Source organism: Nocardioides sp. (genome assembly GCF_041393715.1).
In the GTDB taxonomy this organism is placed as follows: domain Bacteria; phylum Actinomycetota; class Actinomycetes; order Propionibacteriales; family Nocardioidaceae; genus Nocardioides.
Genome location: NZ_JAWKJQ010000003.1, coordinates 1 through 21977, shown reverse-complemented (window position 1 = coordinate 21977; position 21977 = coordinate 1). Strand labels below are relative to the sequence as shown.

Annotated in this window: 21 protein-coding genes; 7 read left to right on the top strand and 14 right to left on the bottom strand. The window is 73.1% G+C overall.

The window, feature by feature from the left end; translation table 11 throughout:
* Nucleotides 1-1566: a signal recognition particle protein gene (gene ffh, locus R2740_RS05455; protein WP_371301687.1), complete on the bottom strand. Its 1566-nt coding sequence runs from the start codon at nucleotides 1564-1566 to the stop codon at nucleotides 1-3.
* A gap of 106 nt (nucleotides 1567-1672) precedes the next feature.
* Between ffh and R2740_RS05450 the strand changes: the two genes are divergently transcribed.
* The gene (locus tag R2740_RS05450; protein WP_371301686.1) at nucleotides 1673-2278 is read left to right on the top strand and encodes a GNAT family N-acetyltransferase; all 606 of its coding nucleotides are present in this window, start codon (nucleotides 1673-1675) and stop codon (nucleotides 2276-2278) included.
* Nucleotides 2279-2449: 171 nt separating this feature from the next.
* On the top strand, nucleotides 2450-2755 hold the full coding sequence (locus tag R2740_RS05445) for a hypothetical protein (RefSeq protein WP_371301685.1): 306 nt from the start codon (nucleotides 2450-2452) through the stop codon (nucleotides 2753-2755).
* 106 nt (nucleotides 2756-2861) lie between these two features.
* Here the strand turns inward: R2740_RS05445 and R2740_RS05440 are convergent, their stop codons facing one another.
* The 11 genes from R2740_RS05440 to R2740_RS05390 all read right to left on the bottom strand — a co-directional run bounded on the left by R2740_RS05440 (nucleotide 2862) and on the right by R2740_RS05390 (nucleotide 16906).
* A complete protein-coding gene (locus tag R2740_RS05440) occupies nucleotides 2862-5093 on the bottom strand; it encodes a [protein-PII] uridylyltransferase (RefSeq protein ID WP_371301684.1) in 2232 nt (743 codons plus the stop codon).
* 10 nt (nucleotides 5094-5103) lie between these two features.
* Nucleotides 5104-5442, bottom strand: a complete 339-nt coding sequence (locus tag R2740_RS05435) for a P-II family nitrogen regulator (RefSeq protein WP_371301683.1) — start codon at nucleotides 5440-5442, stop codon at nucleotides 5104-5106.
* 283 nt (nucleotides 5443-5725) lie between these two features.
* Nucleotides 5726-6064, bottom strand: a complete 339-nt coding sequence (locus R2740_RS05430) for a P-II family nitrogen regulator (protein ID WP_371301682.1) — start codon at nucleotides 6062-6064, stop codon at nucleotides 5726-5728.
* Nucleotides 6061-7365, bottom strand: coding sequence for an ammonium transporter (locus R2740_RS05425; RefSeq protein WP_371301681.1), 1305 nt, complete (start codon nucleotides 7363-7365; stop codon nucleotides 6061-6063). Before R2740_RS05425 ends, R2740_RS05430 begins: the two co-directional genes overlap by 4 nt.
* Before the next feature lie 284 nt (nucleotides 7366-7649).
* Nucleotides 7650-8765 (bottom strand): signal recognition particle-docking protein FtsY, encoded by a 1116-nt coding sequence (gene ftsY, locus R2740_RS05420; protein WP_371301680.1) that lies wholly within the window; start codon nucleotides 8763-8765, stop codon nucleotides 7650-7652.
* A 54-nt stretch (nucleotides 8766-8819) separates the two neighbouring features.
* Nucleotides 8820-9749 (bottom strand): methyltransferase domain-containing protein, encoded by a 930-nt coding sequence (locus R2740_RS05415; protein ID WP_371301679.1) that lies wholly within the window; start codon nucleotides 9747-9749, stop codon nucleotides 8820-8822.
* Between the two features lie 120 nt (nucleotides 9750-9869).
* A complete protein-coding gene (locus tag R2740_RS05410; RefSeq protein WP_371301677.1) occupies nucleotides 9870-10058 on the bottom strand; it encodes a hypothetical protein in 189 nt (62 codons plus the stop codon).
* Between the two features lie 119 nt (nucleotides 10059-10177).
* Complete coding sequence (locus R2740_RS05405; protein ID WP_371301676.1) at nucleotides 10178-10621, bottom strand: acyl-CoA thioesterase; 444 nt, start codon at nucleotides 10619-10621, stop codon at nucleotides 10178-10180.
* Entirely contained in the window at nucleotides 10618-11595 is a 978-nt protein-coding gene (locus tag R2740_RS05400; protein WP_371301675.1) for a hypothetical protein, read from the bottom strand. Before R2740_RS05400 ends, R2740_RS05405 begins: the two co-directional genes overlap by 4 nt.
* Nucleotides 11596-11615: 20 nt before the next feature.
* Nucleotides 11616-15161, bottom strand: coding sequence for a chromosome segregation protein SMC (smc, locus tag R2740_RS05395; RefSeq protein WP_371301674.1), 3546 nt, complete (start codon nucleotides 15159-15161; stop codon nucleotides 11616-11618).
* Between the two features lie 242 nt (nucleotides 15162-15403).
* Entirely contained in the window at nucleotides 15404-16906 is a 1503-nt protein-coding gene (locus R2740_RS05390; RefSeq protein WP_371301673.1) for an alkaline phosphatase PhoX, read from the bottom strand.
* A gap of 165 nt (nucleotides 16907-17071) precedes the next feature.
* On the opposite strand from R2740_RS05390, the gene R2740_RS05385 reads away from it, so the two are divergent.
* The 4 genes from R2740_RS05385 to R2740_RS05370 all read left to right on the top strand — a co-directional run bounded on the left by R2740_RS05385 (nucleotide 17072) and on the right by R2740_RS05370 (nucleotide 19102).
* Nucleotides 17072-17350, top strand: a complete 279-nt coding sequence (locus R2740_RS05385) for a DUF3467 domain-containing protein (protein ID WP_371301671.1) — start codon at nucleotides 17072-17074, stop codon at nucleotides 17348-17350.
* A gap of 308 nt (nucleotides 17351-17658) precedes the next feature.
* Nucleotides 17659-18213, top strand: a complete 555-nt coding sequence (locus R2740_RS05380) for a helix-turn-helix domain-containing protein (protein WP_371301670.1) — start codon at nucleotides 17659-17661, stop codon at nucleotides 18211-18213.
* Nucleotides 18210-18611, top strand: a complete 402-nt coding sequence (locus tag R2740_RS05375; protein WP_371301669.1) for a VOC family protein — start codon at nucleotides 18210-18212, stop codon at nucleotides 18609-18611. The genes R2740_RS05380 and R2740_RS05375 overlap by 4 nt, the downstream gene beginning before the upstream one ends.
* A 32-nt stretch (nucleotides 18612-18643) precedes the next feature.
* Nucleotides 18644-19102: a pyridoxamine 5'-phosphate oxidase family protein gene (locus R2740_RS05370; RefSeq protein ID WP_371301668.1), complete on the top strand. Its 459-nt coding sequence runs from the start codon at nucleotides 18644-18646 to the stop codon at nucleotides 19100-19102.
* Between the two features lie 24 nt (nucleotides 19103-19126).
* On the opposite strand, the gene R2740_RS05365 is transcribed toward R2740_RS05370, so the two are convergent.
* Nucleotides 19127-20500 carry an FAD-binding oxidoreductase gene (locus R2740_RS05365; protein WP_371301667.1) on the bottom strand — a complete coding sequence of 458 codons (1374 nt, stop codon included), beginning with the start codon at nucleotides 20498-20500 and terminating at the stop codon, nucleotides 19127-19129.
* A gap of 22 nt (nucleotides 20501-20522) precedes the next feature.
* Here R2740_RS05365 and R2740_RS05360 point away from each other — a divergent pair, with 22 nt between their 5' ends.
* On the top strand, nucleotides 20523-21170 hold the full coding sequence (locus R2740_RS05360; protein WP_371301666.1) for a class I SAM-dependent methyltransferase: 648 nt from the start codon (nucleotides 20523-20525) through the stop codon (nucleotides 21168-21170).
* Between the two features lie 37 nt (nucleotides 21171-21207).
* Here the strand turns inward: R2740_RS05360 and R2740_RS05355 are convergent.
* Nucleotides 21208-21977, bottom strand: a 770-nt coding sequence (locus R2740_RS05355; protein ID WP_371301664.1) for an MFS transporter, incomplete at its 5' end; no start/stop codon positions are given.

Genomic DNA, 21977 nt, shown 5'->3' with positions numbered 1-21977 from the left:
CTACTTGAGGTACTTCGAGAAGTCCTTCGGCAGGTCGAGCGCGGCGGCGGCCTTCTCGTAGTCGATCTCCTCGCCGGCGGGGCTGCCGAACGGGTTGGCGGGTGCCGCAGCGGCCTTCTCGGCCTTGGCCTTGGCCTCGGCGGCGGCCTTGGCGGGGTTGCCGGAGACGCGGCGGCCCTTGGCGGGCTTGGCCTTGCCCTTGTTGCGGCGTCCGCCGGCCGCAGCCATGCCGGGCATGCCCGGGACGCCGGGCATCCCGCCACCCTTGGCGAAGGACATCATCATCTTGCGCGCCTCGAAGAACCGGTCGACGAGCTGGTTGACGTCGGAGACCTGACGTCCCGAGCCCTTGGCGATCCGGCTGCGACGGGACCCGTCGATGATCTTGGGGTTGTCGCGCTCGGCCGGGGTCATCGACTGGATGATCGCCTGGATGCGGTCGATCTCGCGCTCGTCGAAGTTCTCGAGCTGGTCGCGGAACTGGCCCATGCCGGGCAGCATCCCCATGATCTTCGACATCGAGCCGAGCTTGCGGACCTGCTGCATCTGCTGCAGGAAGTCGTCGAGGGTGAACTCGCCGCCCTTGCCGGTGAGCTTCTCCGCGGCCTTGAGCGCCTGCTCCTGGTCGAAGGTCTTCTCGGCCTGCTCGATCAGGGTGAGCATGTCGCCCATGTCGAGGATGCGCGAGGCCATCCGGTCGGGGTGGAAGACGTCGAAGTCGGTGAGCTTCTCGCCGTTGGAGGCGAACATCACCGGCTTGCCCGTGATCGACCGGATCGACAACGCCGCACCACCGCGGGCGTCGCCGTCGAGCTTGGTGAGCACCACGCCGTCGTAGCCGACGCCGTCGAGGAAGGCCTGCGCGGTGGTGACGGCATCCTGACCGATCATCGCGTCGACGACGAACAGGATCTCGTCGGGCTGCGTGGCGTCGCGGATGTCACGAGCCTGCTGCATCATCTCCTCGTCGACGCCCAGCCGGCCGGCGGTGTCGATGAGGACGGTGTCGTGGAGGGTCCGCTTGGCCTCCTCCATCGCCTGCCGGGCGACCGCGACGGGGTCGCCGACACCGTTGCCGGGCTCGGGCGCGAAGACGGGTACGCCGACCCGCTCGCCGTTGACCTGCAGCTGGTTGACGGCGTTGGGCCGCTGCAGGTCGGCGGCGACGAGCAGCGGCGTACGCCCCTGGTCCTTGAGCCACAGCGCGAGCTTGGCCGCCAGGGTGGTCTTGCCGGCACCCTGGAGGCCGGCGAGCATGATGACGGTGGGGCCGGTCTTGGCGTAGCGCAGCCGCCGGGTCTCGCCGCCCAGGATCGTGACCAGCTCGTCGTGGACGATCTTGATGACCTGCTGGGCCGGGTTGAGCGCCTGGCTGACCTCCTCGGCGCGGGCGCGCTCCTTGACCGCCGCCACGAACTCCTTGACGACCGGGAGCGCGACGTCGGCCTCGAGCAGCGCGATCCGGATCTCACGCGCCGTCGCGTCGATGTCGGCCTCGGAGAGGCGGCCCTTGCCCCGAAGGTTCTTGAAGGTGTCGGCGAGCCGGTCGGAGAGCGTGGCGAACAAGTCTGGTCCTCGGCGTGGGGATGGGCTGTCGTGGCCGGTGACGGCCGAGGGTCAAGGGTAGCCGCGCGGGAGCGGCCGCACGAACCGATCGGGCATCATGGCAGCCGTGACCGACCACCTCGCCGCCGTGTCCTGGCCGGTGCGGACCGATCGTCTCTGGCTCCGCCGGGCGACCCTCGACGACGTCGACGCGACCTGGACCTTCCGGCAGCTCCCCGAGATCGGGGAGTGGATCTCCCGGGCGCCGACGACGAAGGAGGCCTACGCCGAGCAGTTCGGCCACGAGGGCAGGCTGAGCGGGACGCTGGTCTTCGGCCTCCACGACGGGCCGGTCGTGGGTGACCTGATGCTGCGCGTCGAGGACGCCTGGGCCCAGGCCGAGGTGGCCGAGGCGGCGGTCGCCTCCCAGGCCGAGCTCGGCTGGACCCTCGACCCGTCGTACGGCGGCCGCGGGCTGGCCACCGAGGCCGTCGGCGAGGTCATGCGCGTCTGCTTCGAGGACCTCGGCCTGCGGCGGGTGGTCGCCAACTGCTTCGCCGACAACGTCGCCTCGTGGCGCCTGATGGAACGGCTCGGCATGCGCCGCGAGGCCCACAACGTCGCCGAGTCGCTGCACCGCTCACGCGGCTGGATCGACGGGTTGACCTACGCGATCCTCGTCGACGAGTGGCGGGCCCGCCGCCCGCAGAATCGCCGCCCCACCTCCCCCTGATCGCGACATGCCGGGAATGGCCCCGCGACATGCGTGAAATGGCTCCGCGACCTGCGTGAAATGGCGCTCCCAGGTGTGCGAAACGGCGCCGCCGCGCCCCGAGACGGCACTGGTGGCCTGCCGAAACCGCGATGCTGCTCCGGCCGGCCGGTGCGCGCGTAGGCTCGTCGTATGCCGATCTGGATCCAGGTGGTCATCGCCCTCGGGATCCTCGCGACCACCGCCGTGGCGCTGATCGTGTTCCAGCGCCAGCTCGACCGGCCCGGCGGGCGGCGCGGCCTGGGCGCGATCCACGACGGCCTCGGCAACACCATCGATGTCTTCAACCCGGGTCACGCCCGTGCCGACCGCGAGCTACGACGACACCACGACGCGGGGCCGGTGTCGCGGATCCCCGACGACGAGGACGACGACCCGCTGGTGATCCTGACCCACCCGGACGGCAGCCCGCGGGCTGCCCGGTTCCGGCGTCGCTGACCCGACGACCGGTTCGGGGCACCGTCTCACGGGACACGAGCGCCATCTCGCGCACGTGGGTCCGCCATTTCGCGCATCTCGCGGGGCCATTCCCGGCACGTCGCGGTCAGGAGGGGGTGAGGGCGGCGCGGACGGCGTGGGCGGCGTCGGCGGCACGACGTTCGGACAGGGCGCCGGCGTCGGCCTCCTGCAGGTAGAACACGTCGACGGCCTGAGGTCCGAGGGTGTCGACGTGGGCGGAGCGGACCGTGACGCCCATCCGCGCGAGCGCGGCGAGGACCAGCGTCAGCACACCGGGGCGGTCGGTCGCCCGCACCTCGAGGACGGTGGCGGACGCCGACGCCTCGGGTCGTACGACGACCGTGGGGGCCAGCACGTCGGCCGCGGGCGGCCGCAGCCGCGACCGCGGGTCGAGCCGGCCCTCCACGATCGCCTCGAGCCGCTGGCGCAGCACCGCGACGTCGAGGTGCTCGTCGGCGACGTCCCAGACCGAGAAGCCCAGGTCGTCCTGGTTCCAGGCCCGGGCGCCGCGGATGGAGGCGCGCTGCAGGGCGAGCGAGGCGGCCACGTCGGCGAGCAGGCCGACCCGGTCACCGGAGATCGCGGTGACCCGGCTGCCGTTGTCGGCCGGCTCGATCGTGAGGGCCACGGCGCGCGGGTCCCGGCGTACCTCCGGCGGCACGGGCAGCTCCGGCTCCACCAGCCTCGGCGGGCTGACCCCGGCGGCGGTGGCCAGCAAGGTGGCCAGCGCGCGCTCCGCCAACGCGGCGACCAGGCCGGCACGCCACGAGGTCCACGCCTGCGGCGACGCGGCCTTGGCATCGGCCTCGGTGAGCGCGACCAGCAGCGACAGCGCCTCCGGCGAGCTCACCTTGGAGACCAGCTCCTCGACGGTGGCGGGGTCGTCGGGGTCGCGGGTGGTCGCCAGCGACGCGAGGAGCAGGTGCCAGCGCACCAGCCCGCCGACCAGGTCGACCGAGTCGGGCTCGAAGCCGATCCTGGTCGCGATGGTCCGCGCCATGGGCTCGCCGGCGACGCTGTGCTCGGTCAGCCCACCCTTGCCGATGTCGTGGAGCAACGCCGACACCATCAGGACATCGGGTCGCGACACGTGACGGATCAGCGCCGAGGCCTCGATGCAGGTCTCGACGACGTGCCGGTCCACGGTGAAGCGATGGATCACCGAGGCGTGCGGCAGCAGCCTGATCCGCTCCCACTCGGGAAGGATCCTGGCCAGCGCCCCCGTCTCCTCCAGCGTCTCCCACACCCCGAGCAGACCCCGGCCGGCGGCCAGCAGCCGCACCAGCAGGCGGCGGGCCTCTCGCGGCCACGGCTCCGGCAGCGGCGCGCCGTCACGGACCAGCCGGGCGGCGGTGGCCGGCGCCAGCACGACGTCGCGCTCGGCGGCCTCGGCGGCGGCGCGCAGCAGCAGCAGCGGGTCCTCGGCGGGGTTGGCCCGGGCGTCGAGCACGACCTCGCCCGAGGACAGCGCCACCCCGGGTGCCAGCGGCGTCAGCTGCGGTCGCCGCGGTCCGCGGCCGGAGGCGGGCCCGGCGAGCACCGCCTCGACCCGTCGCCAGGTGAGCCGCGACAGGTGCGTGATCCGGCGACCGAGCTCGCGGACGTGGACCTGGGCGGCTCGTTCGTCGGGCAGGCCGAGGCCGGCGGCCAGCGGCGCCCAGGTCTCCGGCGCCACCCGGTCGGTCGGCCGGCCGACCACCTCATGCAGCACGTCGCGGACGTCGAGCAGCGCCAGCCGGGAGGGCTCCAGGTCGGCATGGGGTACGTCGACCAGCCAGGTCGCCACCAGCGCCTTGAGGACCGTCGCGTCACGCAACCCGCCCTCGGCCTCCTTGAGGTCGGGCACCGAGGCGTGCGCGAGCTCACCCACGATCCGGTGGCGCGACGCGACAAGCTCGCGCAGGGCGGGCAGCCGGTCGCGCGCCTCGCGGCGCCAGGAGGAGAGCAGCGTCGCGCGCAACCGCAGCGTGAGGTTGGGGTCGCCGGCCAGGTGGCGGACGTCGAGCAGCCCGAGCGCCACCTTGAGGTCGGCGGCCGCCGCCTGCTCCATCTGCGCGCACGACCTGACGGAGTGGTCGAGCCGCACCCCCGAGTCCCAGAGGGGGTACCACAGCTTCTCCACCCACTCCCCCGGCGCCGCGTCCTCCTCGTGCACCAGCACCACGTCGAGGTCGGACTGCGGGGCCAGCTCACCGCGGCCGTAGCCGCCGACGGCGACCAGCGCGACGCCCACGAGCGGGCCGCCGGAGACGTCGTAGGTCTCTCCGCACAGGCGGTCGGCCGCACCCGTGCGGTCGGCGCGGCCCGAGGCGGTCACCGTGGGCTCGTCAGATCGCGGCGCGGTCGCGGTCGCCGGTGCGGACCCGCACCACGGACTCGATCGGCACCACCCAGACCTTGCCGTCGCCGATCCGCCCGGTCTGCGCGGCCGTGGCGATCGCCGACACCACCGCGTCGGCGTCGGCCTCGTCGACCACGATCTCCACGCGGATCTTCGGCACCAGCGCGATGTCGTACTCGGCGCCGCGGTAGACCTCCGTGTGGCCCTTCTGACGGCCGTAGCCCGACACCTCGGACACCGTCATCCCGGTGACGCCCACCGACTCCAGGGCGGCGCGGACGTCCTCCCACTTGTGCGGCTTCACGACCGCGGTCACGAGCTTCATGGCTGGTCCTCCTGAAGAGTTCGAACGGGGGCGAGGCGTCGGGACGGACCCGGAGCGAGCGCCCGGCCGTCGCCGGCCCGGACATCTCGATCATGCCGTACGCCGGCGGCCGAGCGCCGCACACCGCGCCGCGCGGGACCTCCCGCGGAGCACGCCCGACGGATATCCGGACAGGCCAACGGGGACGACCCGGCCGCACCCCACGTCGGCCAGGTCGTCACCCGTGGACAGTCGTCCCCGGCGCCGGCACGGAGGATGAGCGGCGGCGCCGGGGACGGGTCTGTCAGAGGGCAGCCTCGTCCTTCTCGCCGGTGCGCACGCGCACCACCGTGTCGACGGGGCTGACCCACACCTTGCCGTCGCCGATCCGACCGGTCTGCGCGGTCTTCGCGACGATCCCGACCACGTCCTCGACATCGGCGTCGTCGACGACGATCTCGATCCGGATCTTCGGCACCAGCGCGATGTCGTACTCGGCGCCGCGGTAGACCTCGGTGTGGCCCTTCTGACGGCCGTAGCCCGACACCTCGGACACCGTCATGCCGGTCACGCCGAAGGTCTCCAGGGCCTCGCGGACGTCCTCCCACTTGTGCGGCTTGATGACCGCGGTGATCAGCTTCATGCGTTTGCTCCCTCGGAGACGGTCTGCTTGGCCAGGACGGAGCCGGAACCGCTGCCACCGCCGAGCCCTGACTGCAGGTTGTACGCCGACTCACCGTGCTGGTCGCTGTCGATCCCGTCGACCTCGGCCTCCTCGGTGACCCGCCAGCCGATCGTGTACTTGATCGCGTAGGCGATGATCGCGGTGAAGACACCGCTCCACAGGATCGCGATCAGCGCGGCCATCACCTGGTTGCCGAGCGAGGCGAAGCCGCCGCCGTACAGGAGACCGTCGACGGCGCCCGGCGCCGAGGCCGTGGAGAAGACACCGATCAGCACGGTCCCGACCACGCCACCGACGAGGTGGACGCCCACCACGTCGAGCGAGTCGTCGAGGTTGAACTTGAACTTCAGGCCCACGGCGTAGGCACACAGTGCACCGGCGATCGCGCCGATGGCGATGGCTCCGACGACGTTCACGGCGCCACACGACGGCGTGATCGCGACGAGTCCGGCCACGATGCCCGAGGCGGCACCCAGGGCACTGGCCTTGCCGTGCAGCATGCGTTCGACCAGGAGCCACGCCAGCATCGCGGCCATGGTGGCGACGGTGGTGTTGACGAAGGTCACGCCGGTCTCGGTCATGAACTGCTGGATGTCAGCAGCCTCGTCCTCGCCTCCGAGGACGATGGAGCCGACGTTGAAGCCGTACCAGCCGAACCACAGCAGGCCCGCGCCGATCATGGTGAGCGGCAGGTTGTGCGGCTTCATCGGCTCGCTCGGCCACGAGGCACGGCGGCCGATGATCAGGGCCAGGATGCCGCCCGCGACACCGGCGTTGATGTGCACCACGGTGCCGCCGGCGTAGTCCTGTGCGGGGAAGTGGCTGGAGATCCAGCCGCCGCCCCACACCATGTGGGCGATCGGGAAGTAGCTCAGCGTCACCCAGAGCGGCAGGAACACCACCCAGGACGACAGCTTGACGCGGTCGGCGATCGCGCCCGAGATCAGCGCCGCGGTGATGACCGCGAAGGTCATCTGGAACATCACCGCGATGTACGAGTCCCAGCCCACGTCCTTCAGACCGAAGAGCTCGAACGGATTGGCGAAGAAGCCACCGGCAACACTCGTCGAGAAGGACTCCGACCATCCCCAGAGCACGTAGACGATGCCGACGACGCCCATGGCGACGTACGACATCATCATCATGTTGAGCACGGACTTGGAGCGCGACATGCCGCCGTAGAACAGCGCGAGCGCGGGAGTGGTCATCATCAGGACGAGTGCCGTCGCCACGATCATCCAGGCGTAGTAGCCGTCCACAGAACCTCCAGGGGTCAGGGGGTTTTCACACGGGCGGGTCCGCGCCGACGGCACTGTCGGCGTGGGGGCTCGCCCCATCGCGTCCCACCCTCTCCGGGCGGTGTTACCTGGTACGTCGCGACATGTTGCGCGCAGGCAACGGATGGCGGGCCCGTGTTACGAGCGTGTGAACAGCAGGTGCTGGGCGGTTCACCAGGTGACCATGGTGAAGCGACAACCCCGACGCGCCCGGGCCGACCCCTGCCGGGCCGACCCCTGCCGGGCCCGCGGCCCGCTCGGTCGGGTCAGCCGAGCAGCGCGTCGACGAAGGCGCCCGGGTCGAACGGCGCCAGATCGTCGGGGCCCTCGCCGAGGCCCACCAGCTTGACGGGGACGCCGAGCTGCTGCTGGACGGCGACCACGATGCCGCCCTTGGCGGTGCCGTCGAGCTTGGTGAGCACCAGTCCGGTGACGTCGACGACCTCGGAGAAGACCTTCGCCTGGACCAGGCCGTTCTGGCCGGTGGTCGCGTCGAGCACCAGCAGCACCTCGGTGACCGGGGCCTGCTTCTCGATCACCCGCTTCACCTTGCCGAGCTCGTCCATCAGGCCGGCCTTGTTCTGCAGCCGGCCGGCGGTGTCGACGATGACGGTGTCGACCTGACGCTCGACGCCCTCCTTGACCGCCTCGAACGCCACCGAGGCCGGGTCGCCGCCCTCGGGGCCGCGCACCACCTCGACGCCGACCCGCTCCCCCCAGGTGGCGAGCTGGTCGACCGCCGCGGCCCGGAACGTGTCGGCCGCGCCGAGCACGACGGTGTGGTCCTCGGCGACCAGGATCCGGGCGAGCTTGCCGACCGTGGTGGTCTTGCCGGTGCCGTTGACCCCGACCACGAGGACGACGCCGGGGTGGCCGTCGGCGCCGCTCACCTGGAGCCGCCGGTCGGCGTCGGGGTCGAGCAGACCGACGAGCTCCTCGCGGAGCACGGTGCGCGGGTCGGGCGACTCGCCACCCTCGACGCGCAGCCGGGTGCGCAGGTTGCCGACGACCTGCTGCGTCGGTGCGACTCCGAGGTCGGCGGTGAGCAGGGTGTCCTCGATCGACTCCCACGTGTCCTCGTCGAGCCGGTCGCGCGAGAGCAGGCCCAACAGCCCGCGGCCGAGCGCCCCCTGCGAGCCGGCCAGCCGCTGCCGCAGCCGGACCAGTCGCGACGCCGTCCCCTCGGGTCGCTCGATGGTCGGCGCGGCCGGGCCGGCCGCCTCCGCGGTCTCGGGAGCCTCCTCGCGCTGAGGGGCGAGGACGTCGGCTCCAGCATCACGACCGACCGCGGGCGGCGTACGACGGCCGCGGGTGAGCAGGCCGGCGATCGCGACGACCGCCACGACGGCGATCGCGAGGACGAGATAGATCCACTCGGGCATGCCCACATCCAACCATCGGCGCGATGCGGCCGGCGGCCGGCGTCCGCGCGGGACTCAGTCGCCGGCGCGGCGCCCGGGCCGCACCCGGGCCGCGACCCGGCCCACGGCCCGACGGCCGGCGCCCAGCACCGAAGCGCTCTGCCTCTCCCGGAGCTGGGCGTTCTGCCGGGTCAGCTCCTCGTTGCGCTGCCGGGCGGCCAGCAGCTTGCCGTGCTGAGAGGCCAGCTCCCCCAGCGCCGCGTCGAGGGTGCTCGTCAGCGAGGTGGCCGTCGGCTCCGGGAACGAGGGCACCGCCGCACCGTCGCCAGGTCGCACGAGCCACACCGCCTCGTCGGGGCTCAACCGCAGCCAGGTGACCATGTCGGGGCCGAGCAGCCCCAGGGGCGTGATCCGCCGGATCGCCAGCCCCGCCTCGACCAGCCGGTCCTCGAAGTCGTCGCCGTAGAAGCGGACGTGGTCGTGGCGGCCGAACCGCTCGATCCGCTCCTCCTTGCCGGCCGAGGGGTCCTCGTCGGTGGGGCTGCCGGCGTTGAACGGGACCTGCAGCAGGCCGAGCCCCTCCGGCTTCAGGACCCGCGCGATCTCCGCCATCGCCTGCCGGTCCTCCGGGATGTGCTCGAGCACGTGGTAGCAGACCAGCAGGTCGGCCGCGTCGGTGCGGTAGGGCAGCGCGGTCAGGCTTCCCATCGTGTCGACCCTGCGGTCGTCGAAGCCGATGTCGACCCGGGTGTGGAGGCGCGGCTCGAGCCGTTCGAACAGCTCCGTCGTCTGCGGGGTGGGCGCGACGTCGACCAGGATGTCGACGTCGGGGAGCATCGGCTCCAGCACGTCGAGCAGCACGGCCAGGAAGCGGTGCCGCTCCAGGCTGCCGCACTTGGGGCAGCGGGCGTCCGGACGGCCGCGCGGGCCGGGCTTGAACTTCTTCACGACCACGGACCGGCACACGGAGCAGTAGCGCCGGGGGTAGTCCGAGATCGTGGTCATGGGGGCCCGTTCCTCTGCCGCGGAGTCCGCTCGCCGTCGGGGAGAACGGCCAAGACGACTAGAGACTACCGAGCCGCGGCGGATCGGCGCCGGACCGACGCTCCCGCAGCGGGACTCGGCTCAGTGCTGCTGCAGCAGCTGCTGCTCGTCCTCGTCGAGGTCGGGCAGCGCGCGACGGGCACTGAACATCGCCTCGCCGAGCCACGGGGCTCCGGGCACCGCCTGGCCGCGGTGCGGGAAGGCGACGTAGGCCACGACGGCACCGGCCATCGCCAGCACCACCAGCATCGCGAACACGATCATCAGCACGCGTGGTCACCCCGTCTGTCGAAACTGGAACCGAGTCACCTCCATGCTGCCAAAGGCACCAAGGAAACCAACAATCGGCGCGGTCCCGCGGGCGTGACATCGCCCACGGCCACCCCGCCTCACCGCAGCAACGGCTCGACGGCGGCCCGGATCTCGGCGGGGACGGGCACCACCGGCCGGTCGACGCGGGTGTTGTCGACGTAGACGTGCACGAACCGCCCCTCGGCCGCGGCCTCGTCGCCGTCTCCCTGGAACAGCCCGATCCGATAGACGACAGACGACGTGCCCAACCGCTCGACCACCAACCCGGTGTCGATGGGCGCGGGGAACCCCAGCTCGCGGAAGTAGCGGCAGGAGGTCTCCGCGACGATCCCGATCGAGGGCAGGGCCCGGACGTCGAGCCCGGTGGCGTCGTAGAGATGTGCGTTGACCGCGGTGTCGAACAGCTCGTAGTAGGTCGCGTTGTTGAGGTGACCGTAGGCGTCGTCGTCGCGCCAGCGCGTCGTCACCTGGCGCCAGGCGACGTAGTCGTCACGGGTCGGGCGCGGCGGTCGAGTGGTCACGGGGCCAGTGTGGCCGATCCGCCGACGGCGCGACGGGTACGCCGCTCGAGAGCGACGCCGAGGACCACGACGAGGGCCAGGTAGGCGGTGTTCTGGCCGATCTTCTCCGCCCAGCTCGTGTGCGCCGGCAGCGGCGCCAGGAAGCCCACCAGCGTCCGTGACAACAACCCGCCGAACGCCAGCCCCGCGACGTGCCGCTCACTCCAGGCGGACGTGACGCTCCAGCGCGCCACCAGCAGCCCGCCGACGGCGAGCAACGCGACATCGACCGCCACTCCCAGCCACGAGATCGGCACCAGGTCGAAGGCGGCCACGACCACGAACGCGGCCACGGCGCACCAGACCGGCGCCGGCGCGCTGCCGGTACGCCGGCCGAGCGGCCGACCCCACCGGGTGAAGGCCAGCCCGCCGACCCCGGCGACCAGCACGGCGGACACCAGCAGGTCGACGGTGGACACCCGCACGCCGCCGCCGTCCCGGGCATCCAGATGCAGCGCCACCGCGACGGCCACCATCAGCACGGCCGTGACGGCGAGCCCCGGGCGGCCCAGCCAGGGCCGCGGCTCCTGCGCCAGGGTCTCCACGACGGCCAGCGGCAGAGCGATGCTCATCACCACGTGGCCGGTCACCCACGCCACCAGCGCGAACACGCTGAACCGGCCGACCGCCGTGGTGGACATCAGGTCGTCCCAGTAGGCGATGTCGGGGTTGCTCCGGGTGAAGGTCGAGAGGTCGACCAGCGTCGTCATCGCCAGACCGAAGGCCGCGCCCAGGATCAACCTCCCCGGCCAGCCCAGTCCACGTCGGACCGCCACCTCGCGGACCAGCAGCGCGGCGCCGCCGTACAGCGGCGCGAGGAAGGCGACGAAGAACGCCAGCCCGACCACCCCGCCGAGGTCACCGAGGTAGGCCTGCAGCAGCTCGGCCGTCACCGGTGCGAGCAGCCCGACCCCCAGGACCGCCGCCGCACGCACCCGCGCAGGCGGGCGCGGCGTCACGCCGTCTCGCGCAACCGCTGGCTGATCACCGCGGAGACGCCGTCGCCGCGCATCGAGACGCCGTAGAGGGCGTCGCCCACCTCCATGGTGCGCTTCTGGTGGGTGATGACGAGCAGCTGGGAGTTCTCGCGGAGCTCCTCGTAGATCTCCAGCAACCGGCCCAGGTTGGTGTCGTCGAGCGCGGCCTCCACCTCGTCGAGGATGTAGAACGGCGACGGCCGGGCCTTGAACAGCGCCACCAGGAACGCGACCGCCACGAGCGACCGCTCGCCGCCGGAGAGCAGCGAGAGCCGCTTGACCTTTTTGCCGGGCGGCCGGGCCTCGACCTCGACGCCAGTGGCCAGCATGTCGGACGGGTCGGTCAGCACCAGCCGACCCTCACCGCCCGGGAACAGCCGGGAGAACGTCGCCTCGAAGGCCTTCTCCACGTCGGCGTAGGCCTCGGTGAACACCTGCTCCACCCGCGCATCGACCTCGCGAACGATGTCGAGGAGGTCGCGACGGGTGCGCTTGAGGTCCTCCATCTGCTCGGTGAGGAACTTGTGCCGCTCCTCCATCGCGCTGAACTCCTCCAGCGCCAGCGGGTTGACCCGGCCCAGCATCGACAGCGCCCGCTCCGCGGCGCGCAGCCGCTTCTGCTGCTCCTCGCGGACATAGGCGGTGGGCTCGGGCGCCTCCTCGCCGTCGGGGACCTCGCCGGTGAACGGCACCAGCTGGTCGGGGCCGTAGTCGGCCATCAGCCCGTCGGCGTCGAGACCCAGCTCCTCGAGGGCCCGCTCCTCGAGCTGCTCGATGCGCATCCGCTGCTGGGTGCGGGCCATCTCGTCGCGATGGACGGAGTTGACCAGCTCGTCGTGCTCGCGGGCGAGGTCGCGCAGCCTCGCGCGCACGGTGATCAGCTCCTGCTCCCGTCCCTGCCGGGACTGCTCGACCTGCTCGCGGGCCTCGCCGGCCAGGCTCACCGACCGCTCCAGGCGGTCGAGCACCACCACGACGGCGGCGCCGACGGCCTCGGCGGCCCGACCCTCGCGGATCAGCCGCTCACGACGCTCGGCGGCCTTGGCCCGCGAGTCGCGCTCGGCCTGGGCGGCCCGCAGCAGCCCATCGGCCCGGCCATGCAGGGCGCGGGCGCGCTCCTCGGCGGTGCGCAGCGCGAGCCGCGCGTCCATCTCGGCCTGCCGAGCGGCCCGGGCCTCCTCGACCAGCCGCTCCCGCTCGGTGGTGTCGGGCTCGTCGTCGGGCGCCTCCTCGGCCGCGGTCAGCCGGGTCTCGAGGTCGGACAGCCCCGCCAGGTCGCGGGTGCGGGCCTCCTCCGCCTCGGCGATCGCCGCCGCCAGTCGCTCGGCCTCGCCGCGGGCGGCCCGGCTCTGCGAGCCGTACTGGCCGAGCTCCTCGGCCACCGCCGCGAGCGTCGCGTCGGACTCGTGGAGCTTGGCCAGCGCGACGTCGACGCGCTGCTGGGCCTCCAGCCTCTCGGCCTCCAGCCGGGAGGTCTCGAAGCCCAGCCGCTCGGCGGCGGCGGTGGCCTCCGCGAGCTGCTCGGCGGCCTCGTCGACGGCGGCCTGGATCTCGATCAGGCTGGGCTGGCTGGAGGACCCACCGGACACGAAGTGGGCGCCGAAGACGTCGCCGTCGCGGGTCACCGCGGTCACGTCGGGCAGGTCGCGGACCAGCGCCCGCGCGGAGTCGAGGTCGTCGACGACCGCGACCTTGAACAGCAGCCGACCCAGGGCGCCACGCAGGTCGTCGGGAGCCTCCACCGCGTCGACGGCGTACGACGCGTGGCCGGGCAGACCGGGCCAGGACGCGTCGTCGGCGGGCGCTCCGCCGAGGACCAGCCCGGCCCGACCGAGGTCATCGGCCTTGAGGTGGGCGAGCGCCTCGACCGCCACCTCGGCGTCGCGGACGGCGACCGCGTCGGCGGCCTGACCCAGCGCCGCGGCGACCGCGGTCTCGTAGCCCGCACGCACCGACAGCAGCGCCGCCACCGAGCCCAGCAGCCCCGACACCGAGTCGGAGGCCGCCAGCAGCGCGCCGGCGCCGTCCTTGCGGGCCAGGCCGAGCTCGAGGGCGTCCTTGCGGGCCGAGAGCGACACCCGGTCGCGGTCGGCCTGCTGCGCCTCCTCGCGGATCTTGGCCAGCCGGTCCTCGAGGTCGGCGAGCTGGGCCGACGCCGCCTCGTGCTCCGCGTCGAGGCCCTCCTCGCCGGCGTCGAGGCCGGCGACCCGGGTCTCCAGGGCGGTGAAGTCGCGCTGCGCGCGGTCGGCCCGGGCGACCGCCTCCTCACGGGCCAGGGAGAGCCGACCGAGCTCCTCGTCGGCGGCCGTGGCGCGGGATCTGAGAGCGTTGACCTGGCCGTGCAGCCGAGCCAGTCCCTCGCGACGGTCGGCGGCGGCCCGCTGCAGGCCGGCGACCCGGCGCTCCTCGTCGGCGGCGGCGTCCTCGGTGGCGCGGCGGGCGGCGACCGCCTGCTCGAGGGCCCCTCGACCCTGCTCCACCTCGACCCCGATGGCCCGCTCCTGCTCCTGCACCCGCTCGGCCTCGGCCTCGAGCGTCTCGGGGTCGCGGCCGGACTCGAACTCGAGCTCGGTGGTGCCGGCGGCGTTGCGGACCCGCTCGGCGGCCAGCGACTGGGTGCCCCGCAGCCGCTCGCGCAGCCCGGACAGCGCGAACCAGGTCTCCTGGGCCTTGGCCAGCGCCGGCAGGTCGTCGCGCAGCGCGGCCTCGAGCGCGGCCTCGCGCTGGCGCGCCTGCTCGACCGCCGCCTCCACCTCCTCACGACGCTCGACCAGGATCGACTCGTCGGCCAGCTCCTGCTCCAGCGAGGTGCGGGCCGTCACCAGGTCGTCGGCCATCAGCCGGGCCCGGGCGTCGCGGACGTCGGCCTGGACGGCGGCCGCCTTGCGGGCCACCTCGGCCTGCCGGCCCAGCGGCTTGAGCTGGCGGCGGATCTCGCTGAGCAGGTCGTTCAGCCGGGTCAGGTTGCCCTCGGTGGAGTCGAGCTTGCGGAGCGCCTTCTCCTTGCGCTTGCGGTGCTTGAGGACGCCGGCCGCCTCCTCGATGAAGCCGCGCCGGTCCTCGGGCGTCGCGTGCAGGATCGAGTCGAGCTGGCCCTGGCCGACGATGACGTGCATCTCGCGGCCGATGCCGGAGTCGCTCAGCAGCTCCTGCACGTCGAGCAGCCGGCACGGGTTGCCGTTGATGGCGTACTCCGACCCGCCGCTGCGGAACATGGTCCGCGAGATCGTCACCTCGGAGTAGTCGATCGGGAGCGCGCCGTCACTGTTGTCGATGGTGAGCAGCACCTCGGCGCGCCCGAGCGGCGCCCGGCCCGCGGTGCCGGCGAAGATGACGTCCTCCATCTTGCCGCCGCGCAGCGACTTCGCGCCCTGCTCCCCCATCACCCACGCCAGCGCGTCGACGACGTTGGACTTGCCGGAGCCGTTGGGGCCGACGATGCAGGTGATGCCGGGCTCGAGCTGGAGCGTCGTCGAGGAGGCGAAGGACTTGAACCCCTTGAGGGTCAGGCTCTTCAGGTACAACGGGGCTCCTCACTCCGGGCGGTCACGGCGTCGTGGCCGGGGCATCCTCGCAGATGCCCGCTCGGGGGAAGAACGGCTCTCCTACCCTACGGGGAGCCGCTCCCCGGGCCGTCATTGCGGGCGCGTGTCGGACGGCCGGGGCCGACCACCTCCCTGTGCCCGAGACGCGCTCCGGCCGGCCCGCGGGGCGGACCGGCCCGGAGTGCTGGGCGGCAGACGGCCGGCGTACGGCCCGCGAGACCTCAGCCGAGGAAGCGCCGCCAGGGGCCGGTGATCGCGAACGTGTAGCCGGGCTCCTGGACGTTGGCGAAGAGGATCTTCCCGTCGGGGCTGAAGTTCGGGCCGGTCATCTCGCTGTACACATTGCCGCCGTCGCCGCTGGTCTTCTGGACGATGTTGTTGCGGGCGATCGCCTGGGCACCCGTCTCGCGGGTCCAGGCGAGCACGTGGTTGGCGGTGTTGCCGTCCTCGGTGAGGATCACCGCGCCGTACGGCGACACGTGGCAGCCGTCCGGACCGTCGAAGGCCAGGTCGAGGCTCGGCCCGAGGCCGGACTCCCAGTCCGGGGTCTCCGCGTGCAGCAGCGCGTTGTAGGGGAAGTAGGCCATCAGCGTGAGGGTCTGGGCACGGAAGTCGTAGAACCACAGCTGCCCGTCGTGGGGCGTCGCGTTGGCCGGCAGGTCACCGGCGGCGAAGGCGAAGCTGGCCACGAAGTACATCCCGTGCTGGTCGCCCCAGGCACCCTCGAGCTTCTTGGAGTGGGTGACCGCACCATCGGCGAACTGCTTGCGCAGCGAGGTGTCGGTGGCCTGCCGGTCCGGCACCTCGACCCATGACGTGCGGAACGGGCGGCCGATCTCGGCGGCGGTGACGTAGGCCAGGTCGGGCAGCACGCTGCCGTCGTTGGTCAGCACCGCCAGCGCCTCCAGGGTGCCGGCGTGGTCACCGAGCCGGTGCGCGATGCCGGGGCCGATCTTGGGGCCGGTCCAGCGGTAGAGCAGGCCGGTCGGCTTGGAGGCGTCCTCGGTGAGGTAGACCCGGCGCCGGTTCGGCTCCACCACGACGGCCTCGTGAGGCGCCCGGCCCCAGGCCTTGATCGGCAGCGGCACCTGGTCGTCGGGACCGCCGGCGAAGACCTCGAACACGTAGCCGTGGTCCTGCGCGAGCGTCGTCCCGTCGGCCTTGGCCTCGGTCTCCTCGCACGTGAGCCAACTGCCCCACGGGGTGGGTCCGCCGGCGCAGTTGCCGACCGTGCCGGAGAGGCCGACCCACTGGGAGAGGCGGCGGCCCGAGCGGTTGACCTCGATCACGGTGCAGCCGCCGCCCTCGGTGGCGAGCTCGTCGTAGACGGTGCCGGCGACGTGCGGCACCACCGGGGTGTCACCGTAGCCCGGGGTCACCTCGTGGTTCTGGATCAGCCGGTAGCCGTTGCGCGAGCGCACCGACAGGGTCCCGTCGGGGCGGCACGGCGTCTGGCCGATGACCGTGCCCGCGCCGTCCTCGAGGTCGGTCTCGCCGGAGACCGCGACCACCTGGTAGCTGAAGCCCTGCGGCAGGGCCAGCAGGTCGCCGGACGCTGCCGACAGGGGGCCGAAGAGCTCCCGGACGGCCCCGTGGCGGCCGCTCGCCCTGCCGGTGGGCGCCGAGGCTGCGGCCGCCGGGTCGCTGAGTCCAAGCAGCCCCGCGGCGGCCACCGCTCCCCCGGCCGCGCCGGTGCCGATCATCTGACGACGAGTGACGTCCATCCCCTGCTCCTCTTTCGCGCGTGAGTGTCCGGCCGGCGATCTCCCGGCCCCGACCCACCCTGGCGAGCGTCGGGGGGCGCGGCGCGACCCTGGGGTGAACAGTCGGCGACGAGACAGCGAAACTGCGTCGGAAGCCCTGTGGAGCCCGCCACTACGCTGATCGTCATGGCCGAACCCAACTTCCAGATCAGCGTCCCGGAGTCCGTGTCGGGAGGGGTGTGGGCCAACTTCGCGGCCGTGTCGCACTCCCCCTACGAGTTCACCATCGACTTCGTCCGGCTCGACTTCGCGCACGGCACCGACTCGACCATGCCCGGCCAGGTGGTCGCCCGGGTCAACCTGTCGCCACTGATGGTGAGCCAGCTGATGGATGCGCTGCAGACCAACTGGGAGAAGTACGCCGACCACGCGCTCCCCAAGGACCTCGACGGGCCGGGCGACTGACGGGTCCGCGATGGCCCTCGCCGAGCACCGGCTGCCCCCGGCGCTGACGCCGTACGTCACGAGCTGCGTGGGCTACCACGAGCGACTCGACCCCGCGGCCGTCCACCACGGACTGCCCTCGCCCGAGGCGACGCTCATCCTCGCGTTCGACGAGCCGCTCGACTCCGGCTGGCTCGCCGAGGGACGCACCCACCGGCTGTGGACGCTGGTCGGCGGTCTGCACGTCGAGCCGGCGCTGATCCGCACCCACGGGCACCTCCACGGCATCCAGCTCGGCCTGACGCCGCGGGGGGTGCGGGCGCTCACCGGTGCCCCCGTCGGCGCGCTGTGCGGCGTCATCACCGAGGCCACCGACCTGGTGCCGGGGCTGGGTCGGCTGCACGGGCAGCTGGCGGAGACGGCCGGCTGGCCGGCACGGTTCGCGCTGGTGGAGAGGTTCCTCGTCGACGTGTTGGCTCGACGTGACCGGGCCACCCACCCGCCCGAGATTGCCGAGGCCTGGCACCGGCTCGACGTCACCTCCGGTCGGGTCCGTCGCCGAGCTCGCCGCCGATCTCGGGTGGAGCCGACGCCGCGTTCTCGCAGCGCTTCGGGCCGAGTTCGGGCTCAGCCCGAAGCAGGGGGCGCGGGTCTTCCGCTTCAGCCACGCGCAGACGTTGGCGCTGCAGCACCCGATGGCCGAGGTCGCCGCTCGCGCCGGCTACGCCGACCAGGCCCACCTGTGCCGCGAGTGGCGCCGGCTGTCCGGACGGACCCCCGGAGTCTGCCGCCGGCGACTACTACGTCGCCTGACCGGGCCCGGCACCGCCGCGCCCATTCGTCCAAGACCGCGCCCGCCTCCGGATGCGACCGTGGCGCCATGAGCGACCGACAGCTGTTCCTGACCCTGCGATATCGAGACGTCGAGGCGGGCCTGGCCTTCCTGCGCGCCGTCGGGTTCTCCGAGACCCTGGTCGTGCGCAGCGAGCACGACCCGACCGTCGTCGAGCACGCGCAGCTCGACTGGCGCGACACCGGCGGGGTGATGGCGGGCTCCGCCGACCGGCCGGGCGCCGAGCGGTTCCCGATCCAGCCGGGTACGGCGCGGGGCTACCTCGTCGTCGGCTCCGACGCGGAGGTCGACCGGGTCTATGCGGCCGCGCTCGCGGCGGGCGGCACCCCCCTGATCGAACCGGTCGACGAGGACTACGGCGGCCGCGGCTGCGCGGTCGCCGACCCCGAGGGCAACCTCTGGAGCTTCGGCTCCTACGCCGGCGAGTAGCCGCCGCCGGCCCGGCGGGCCATCATGGGGCGATGGCGAGCTGGGGAGACCTCGAGGCTGCGGAACCGGCGTTCGCCGAGCGGGTGCGAGCGCTCCTCGACGCTCACCGGCACAAGACGATCGCCACCCTGCGGGCCGACGGGTCGCCGCGGATCTCCGGGATCGAGGCCACCATCGCCGATGGCGAGCTGACCTTCGGGTCGATGCCCGGCGCCCGCAAGGGTGCCGACCTGAGACGTGACCCGCGCTTCGGCCTGCACGGCGCCACGGTCGACCCGGTGGTCGGCCAGGAGGCCGCCTGGCCCGGCGAGGTCAAGGTCGCCGGGCGGGCGGTCCTGGTGGGGGCGCTGCCGGGTGGCGGACCGGAGGGAGACCTGTTCCGCGCCGACCTCGCCGAGGTGGTGCACACCCACCTCGACGACGCGGCCACCATGCTGGTCGTCGACTGGTGGACGCCCGAGCGCGGGCTGCGCCGGGTCGAGCGGTCCTGAGCCTCAGTCCACCGATGCTGAGTCTCAGAGGATCGCGCCGGGGTTGAGGATGCCGTCGGGGTCGAGCGCGTCCTTGACCCGGCGGGTCAGCGCCATCACGTCGGGGCCGAGCTGGTCGGGCAGCGCGCCCTTCTTGGCCCGCCCCACGCCGTGCTCACCGGTGATGGTGCCGCCCAGCGCGATCGCGGCGGCCATCACGTCGTCGAAGGCCGCGCGGGCCCGGGCGGTCGAGTCTGCGTCGGCGGCGTCGTAGACCACGATCGGGTGGGTGTTGCCGTCGCCGGCGTGGGCCACGGTCGGGATCTCGACGCCGTGTCGCTCGGCGATCGCGGCGACCTCGGCCAACAGCTCGGGCAGCAGCGGCACCGGCGCACCGACGTCCTCCAGCAGGATCGAGCCACGGGCCTCGATCGCGTGGAACGACATCCGCCGTGCCGCGACGAACATCTCGCCCTCCTCGGGGTCGTCGGTGAGGAACACTCCCGTGGCGCCGGCATCGAGGAACGCCTGTTCCATCAGGGCCGCCTCCTCGACCCGCGCGGCGCCCGGGGCGTCGGACTGCGCCACCAGCAGCGCACCGGCGTCGCGGTCGAGGCCCATCGGCCTGAAGTCCTCGACGGCGTTGACCGACGCGCGGTCCATCAGCTCCATCATCGAGGGTCGGATCTGCCGCCCGACCGCGACCACGGCCGCCGCGGCCGCCGCCACGGTGGGGAACGTCGCGACCAGCGTGGAGGTCGGCCCGGGCGCCGGCACCAGCCGCAGGATCGCCCGGGTGACGATCCCGAGGGTGCCCTCGCTGCCCACGAACAGCTTGAGCAGCGACAGACCCGCCACGTCCTTGATCCGCTTGCCGCCGAGGGTGACCAGTGTCCCGTCGGCCAGCACCACGTCGATGCCGAGGACGTAGTCGGTGGTGACGCCGTACTTCACGCAGCACAGGCCGCCGGCGTTGGTCGCGACGTTGCCGCCGATCGAGCAGATCTCGTACGACGACGGGTCGGGCGGATAGAACAGCCCGTGCTCGGCCGCCGCCCGCTTCACCTCGAGGTTGAACGCGCCGGGCTCCACGACCGCGACCCGGGTCGCGGTGTCGATCTCGACGGCGTTCATCCGCTCCAGGGAGAGGGTCAGGCAGCCGTCGACCGCGTTGGAGCCGCCGGAGAGACCGGAGCCGGCGCCGCGGGGCACGACCGGGACCCCGTGGGCGGCCGCCCAGCGGACCGCCGCCTGCACCTGCGCGGCGTTCTCGGCGCGGACGACCGCGAGCGGCATCCCGGCGGGCGGGTTGCGCGACCAGTCGTGGCGGTACTTCTCCATCGCGTCGGGCTCGGTCAGCACCACGCCCGAGGGGAGGCTGCTCCGGAGCTCCTCGAGGGCGTGCGTGGTCGTCGTCATGGGGCCATGCAACCATTCGGGCGTGAGCGAGGGCAGCACCCCGGCGGGCGATCGTGAGGGGGAGACCGCGCCGCAGCCCCGGTGGTTCGCGGAGCGGACACCCGACGAACGGGCCGGCTACGCGCAGTACTTCCGCGGGCTCGAGGCTCGCGGCGACGACGTCGACGGCGAGGCGCGGTTCGTGCACGCGATGCTGCCGCGAGGGGCGACCGTGCTCGATGCCGGCTGCGGGGTGGGTCGGGTCGCCGCGGCGCTGGCCCGCTGGGGTCACCGGGCGGCCGGCGTCGATGCGGACCCCGTGCTGGTCGAGGCGGGTCGCGGCTTCTACCCCGACCTTCCGCTGGCCACCGTCGACCTGTGCGGCCTCTCGCCGGCGCGGCTGGAGTCGGTCGGGCTGCCGGCGGACTACGACGTGGTGGTGGCCGCCGGCAACGTGATGCTCTTCGTCGCCGAGGGCACCGAGTGCCGGGTCCTCGACGCGGTGGCGAGGGTGCTGCGCCCCGGTGGCCGCGCGGTCTTCGGCTTCCGCACCGGCGCGGCGTACACCCACGACGACCTCGACCGCGACGCCGCGTCGGTCGGCTGGACCCGCGAGCACCGCTTCGCCACCTGGCAGCTGGACGCCTGGCACGACGGCGCCGACTGGGCGGTCTCGGTCTACCGGGGCTGAGGGCGGTGGAGGTTCATCATGTGAACCTCCAACCACGTCACGCCGGCTCCCCCACCGGCTCCTCGGCGTGGGCGATCTGCGGGAGCTGGCGCCAGATCAGCGCCAGGATGAGCGCCGAGCCGACGCCGGCGAACCAGAACGGCGCGGTCACGCCGAAGTGCCGCGCGATCAGCCCGCCCAGGGCGCTGCCGACCACCATCCCGCCGAAGACGCCGACGTTGTAGACGCTGGTCACCCGCCCCTGGAAGGCCATGGGTACGGCGCGCTGCCGGACGGCGCTGGACAGCGTCCCCCAGACGAAGGCGTAGGCCCCGAAGACGACCATGATCACCATCGCCACCCAGGGCGCGGGTGCCACGGCCAGCGCGAGATGCGTCGCCACCTCCAGGGTCAGGCACACCCGCATCAGGGTGCCCAGCTCGACCCGGCGCTCGAGCCAGCCGTAGCTCGCCGTGCCGACCAGCCCGCCGATCGCGATGGCCGTGGTCAGCAGCCCGAACCCCACCTCCGACATGCCGAGGTGCACGGTCGCATAGAGCACGAGCACCGACCAGGCCGCGCCCCAGGTGACGTTGAAGCTGACGATGGTGAGCGCCAGGGTCCGCACCGGCGGGTGCCGCCACAGCCAGCGCAGCCCCTCCGCGATGTCGGCGCGGACGTGAGAGCGCTCGGTGCGGGCCAGGCCGTGCGCGGGCAGTCGCATCCGCGAGATCAGCACCACCCCGAACACCATCAGCACCGACTGCGCGGCGAACGGCCACGCCAGCCCGGCCGCGAACAGCGCCGCGCCGACCGGGGGTCCGGCGA

Bases quoted from the DNA above. Each gene is read 5' to 3' on its own strand.
- R2740_RS05445 (WP_371301685.1), top strand. From the start codon at position 2,450: ATGCCGATCTGGATCCAGGTGGTCATCGCCCTCGGGATCCTCGCGACC.
- R2740_RS05435 (WP_371301683.1), bottom strand. From the start codon at position 5,442: ATGAAGCTCGTGACCGCGGTCGTGAAGCCGCACAAGTGGGAGGACGTC.
- R2740_RS05430 (WP_371301682.1), bottom strand. From the start codon at position 6,064: ATGAAGCTGATCACCGCGGTCATCAAGCCGCACAAGTGGGAGGACGTC.
- ftsY (WP_371301680.1), bottom strand. From the start codon at position 8,765: ATGCCCGAGTGGATCTATCTCGTCCTCGCGATCGCCGTCGTGGCGGTC.
- R2740_RS05415 (WP_371301679.1), bottom strand. From the start codon at position 9,749: ATGACCACGATCTCGGACTACCCCCGGCGCTACTGCTCCGTGTGCCGG.
- R2740_RS05390 (WP_371301673.1), bottom strand. From the start codon at position 16,906: ATGGACGTCACTCGTCGTCAGATGATCGGCACCGGCGCGGCCGGGGGA.
- R2740_RS05385 (WP_371301671.1), top strand. From the start codon at position 17,072: ATGGCCGAACCCAACTTCCAGATCAGCGTCCCGGAGTCCGTGTCGGGA.
- R2740_RS05375 (WP_371301669.1), top strand. From the start codon at position 18,210: ATGAGCGACCGACAGCTGTTCCTGACCCTGCGATATCGAGACGTCGAG.
- R2740_RS05370 (WP_371301668.1), top strand. From the start codon at position 18,644: ATGGCGAGCTGGGGAGACCTCGAGGCTGCGGAACCGGCGTTCGCCGAG.
- R2740_RS05365 (WP_371301667.1), bottom strand. From the start codon at position 20,500: ATGACGACGACCACGCACGCCCTCGAGGAGCTCCGGAGCAGCCTCCCC.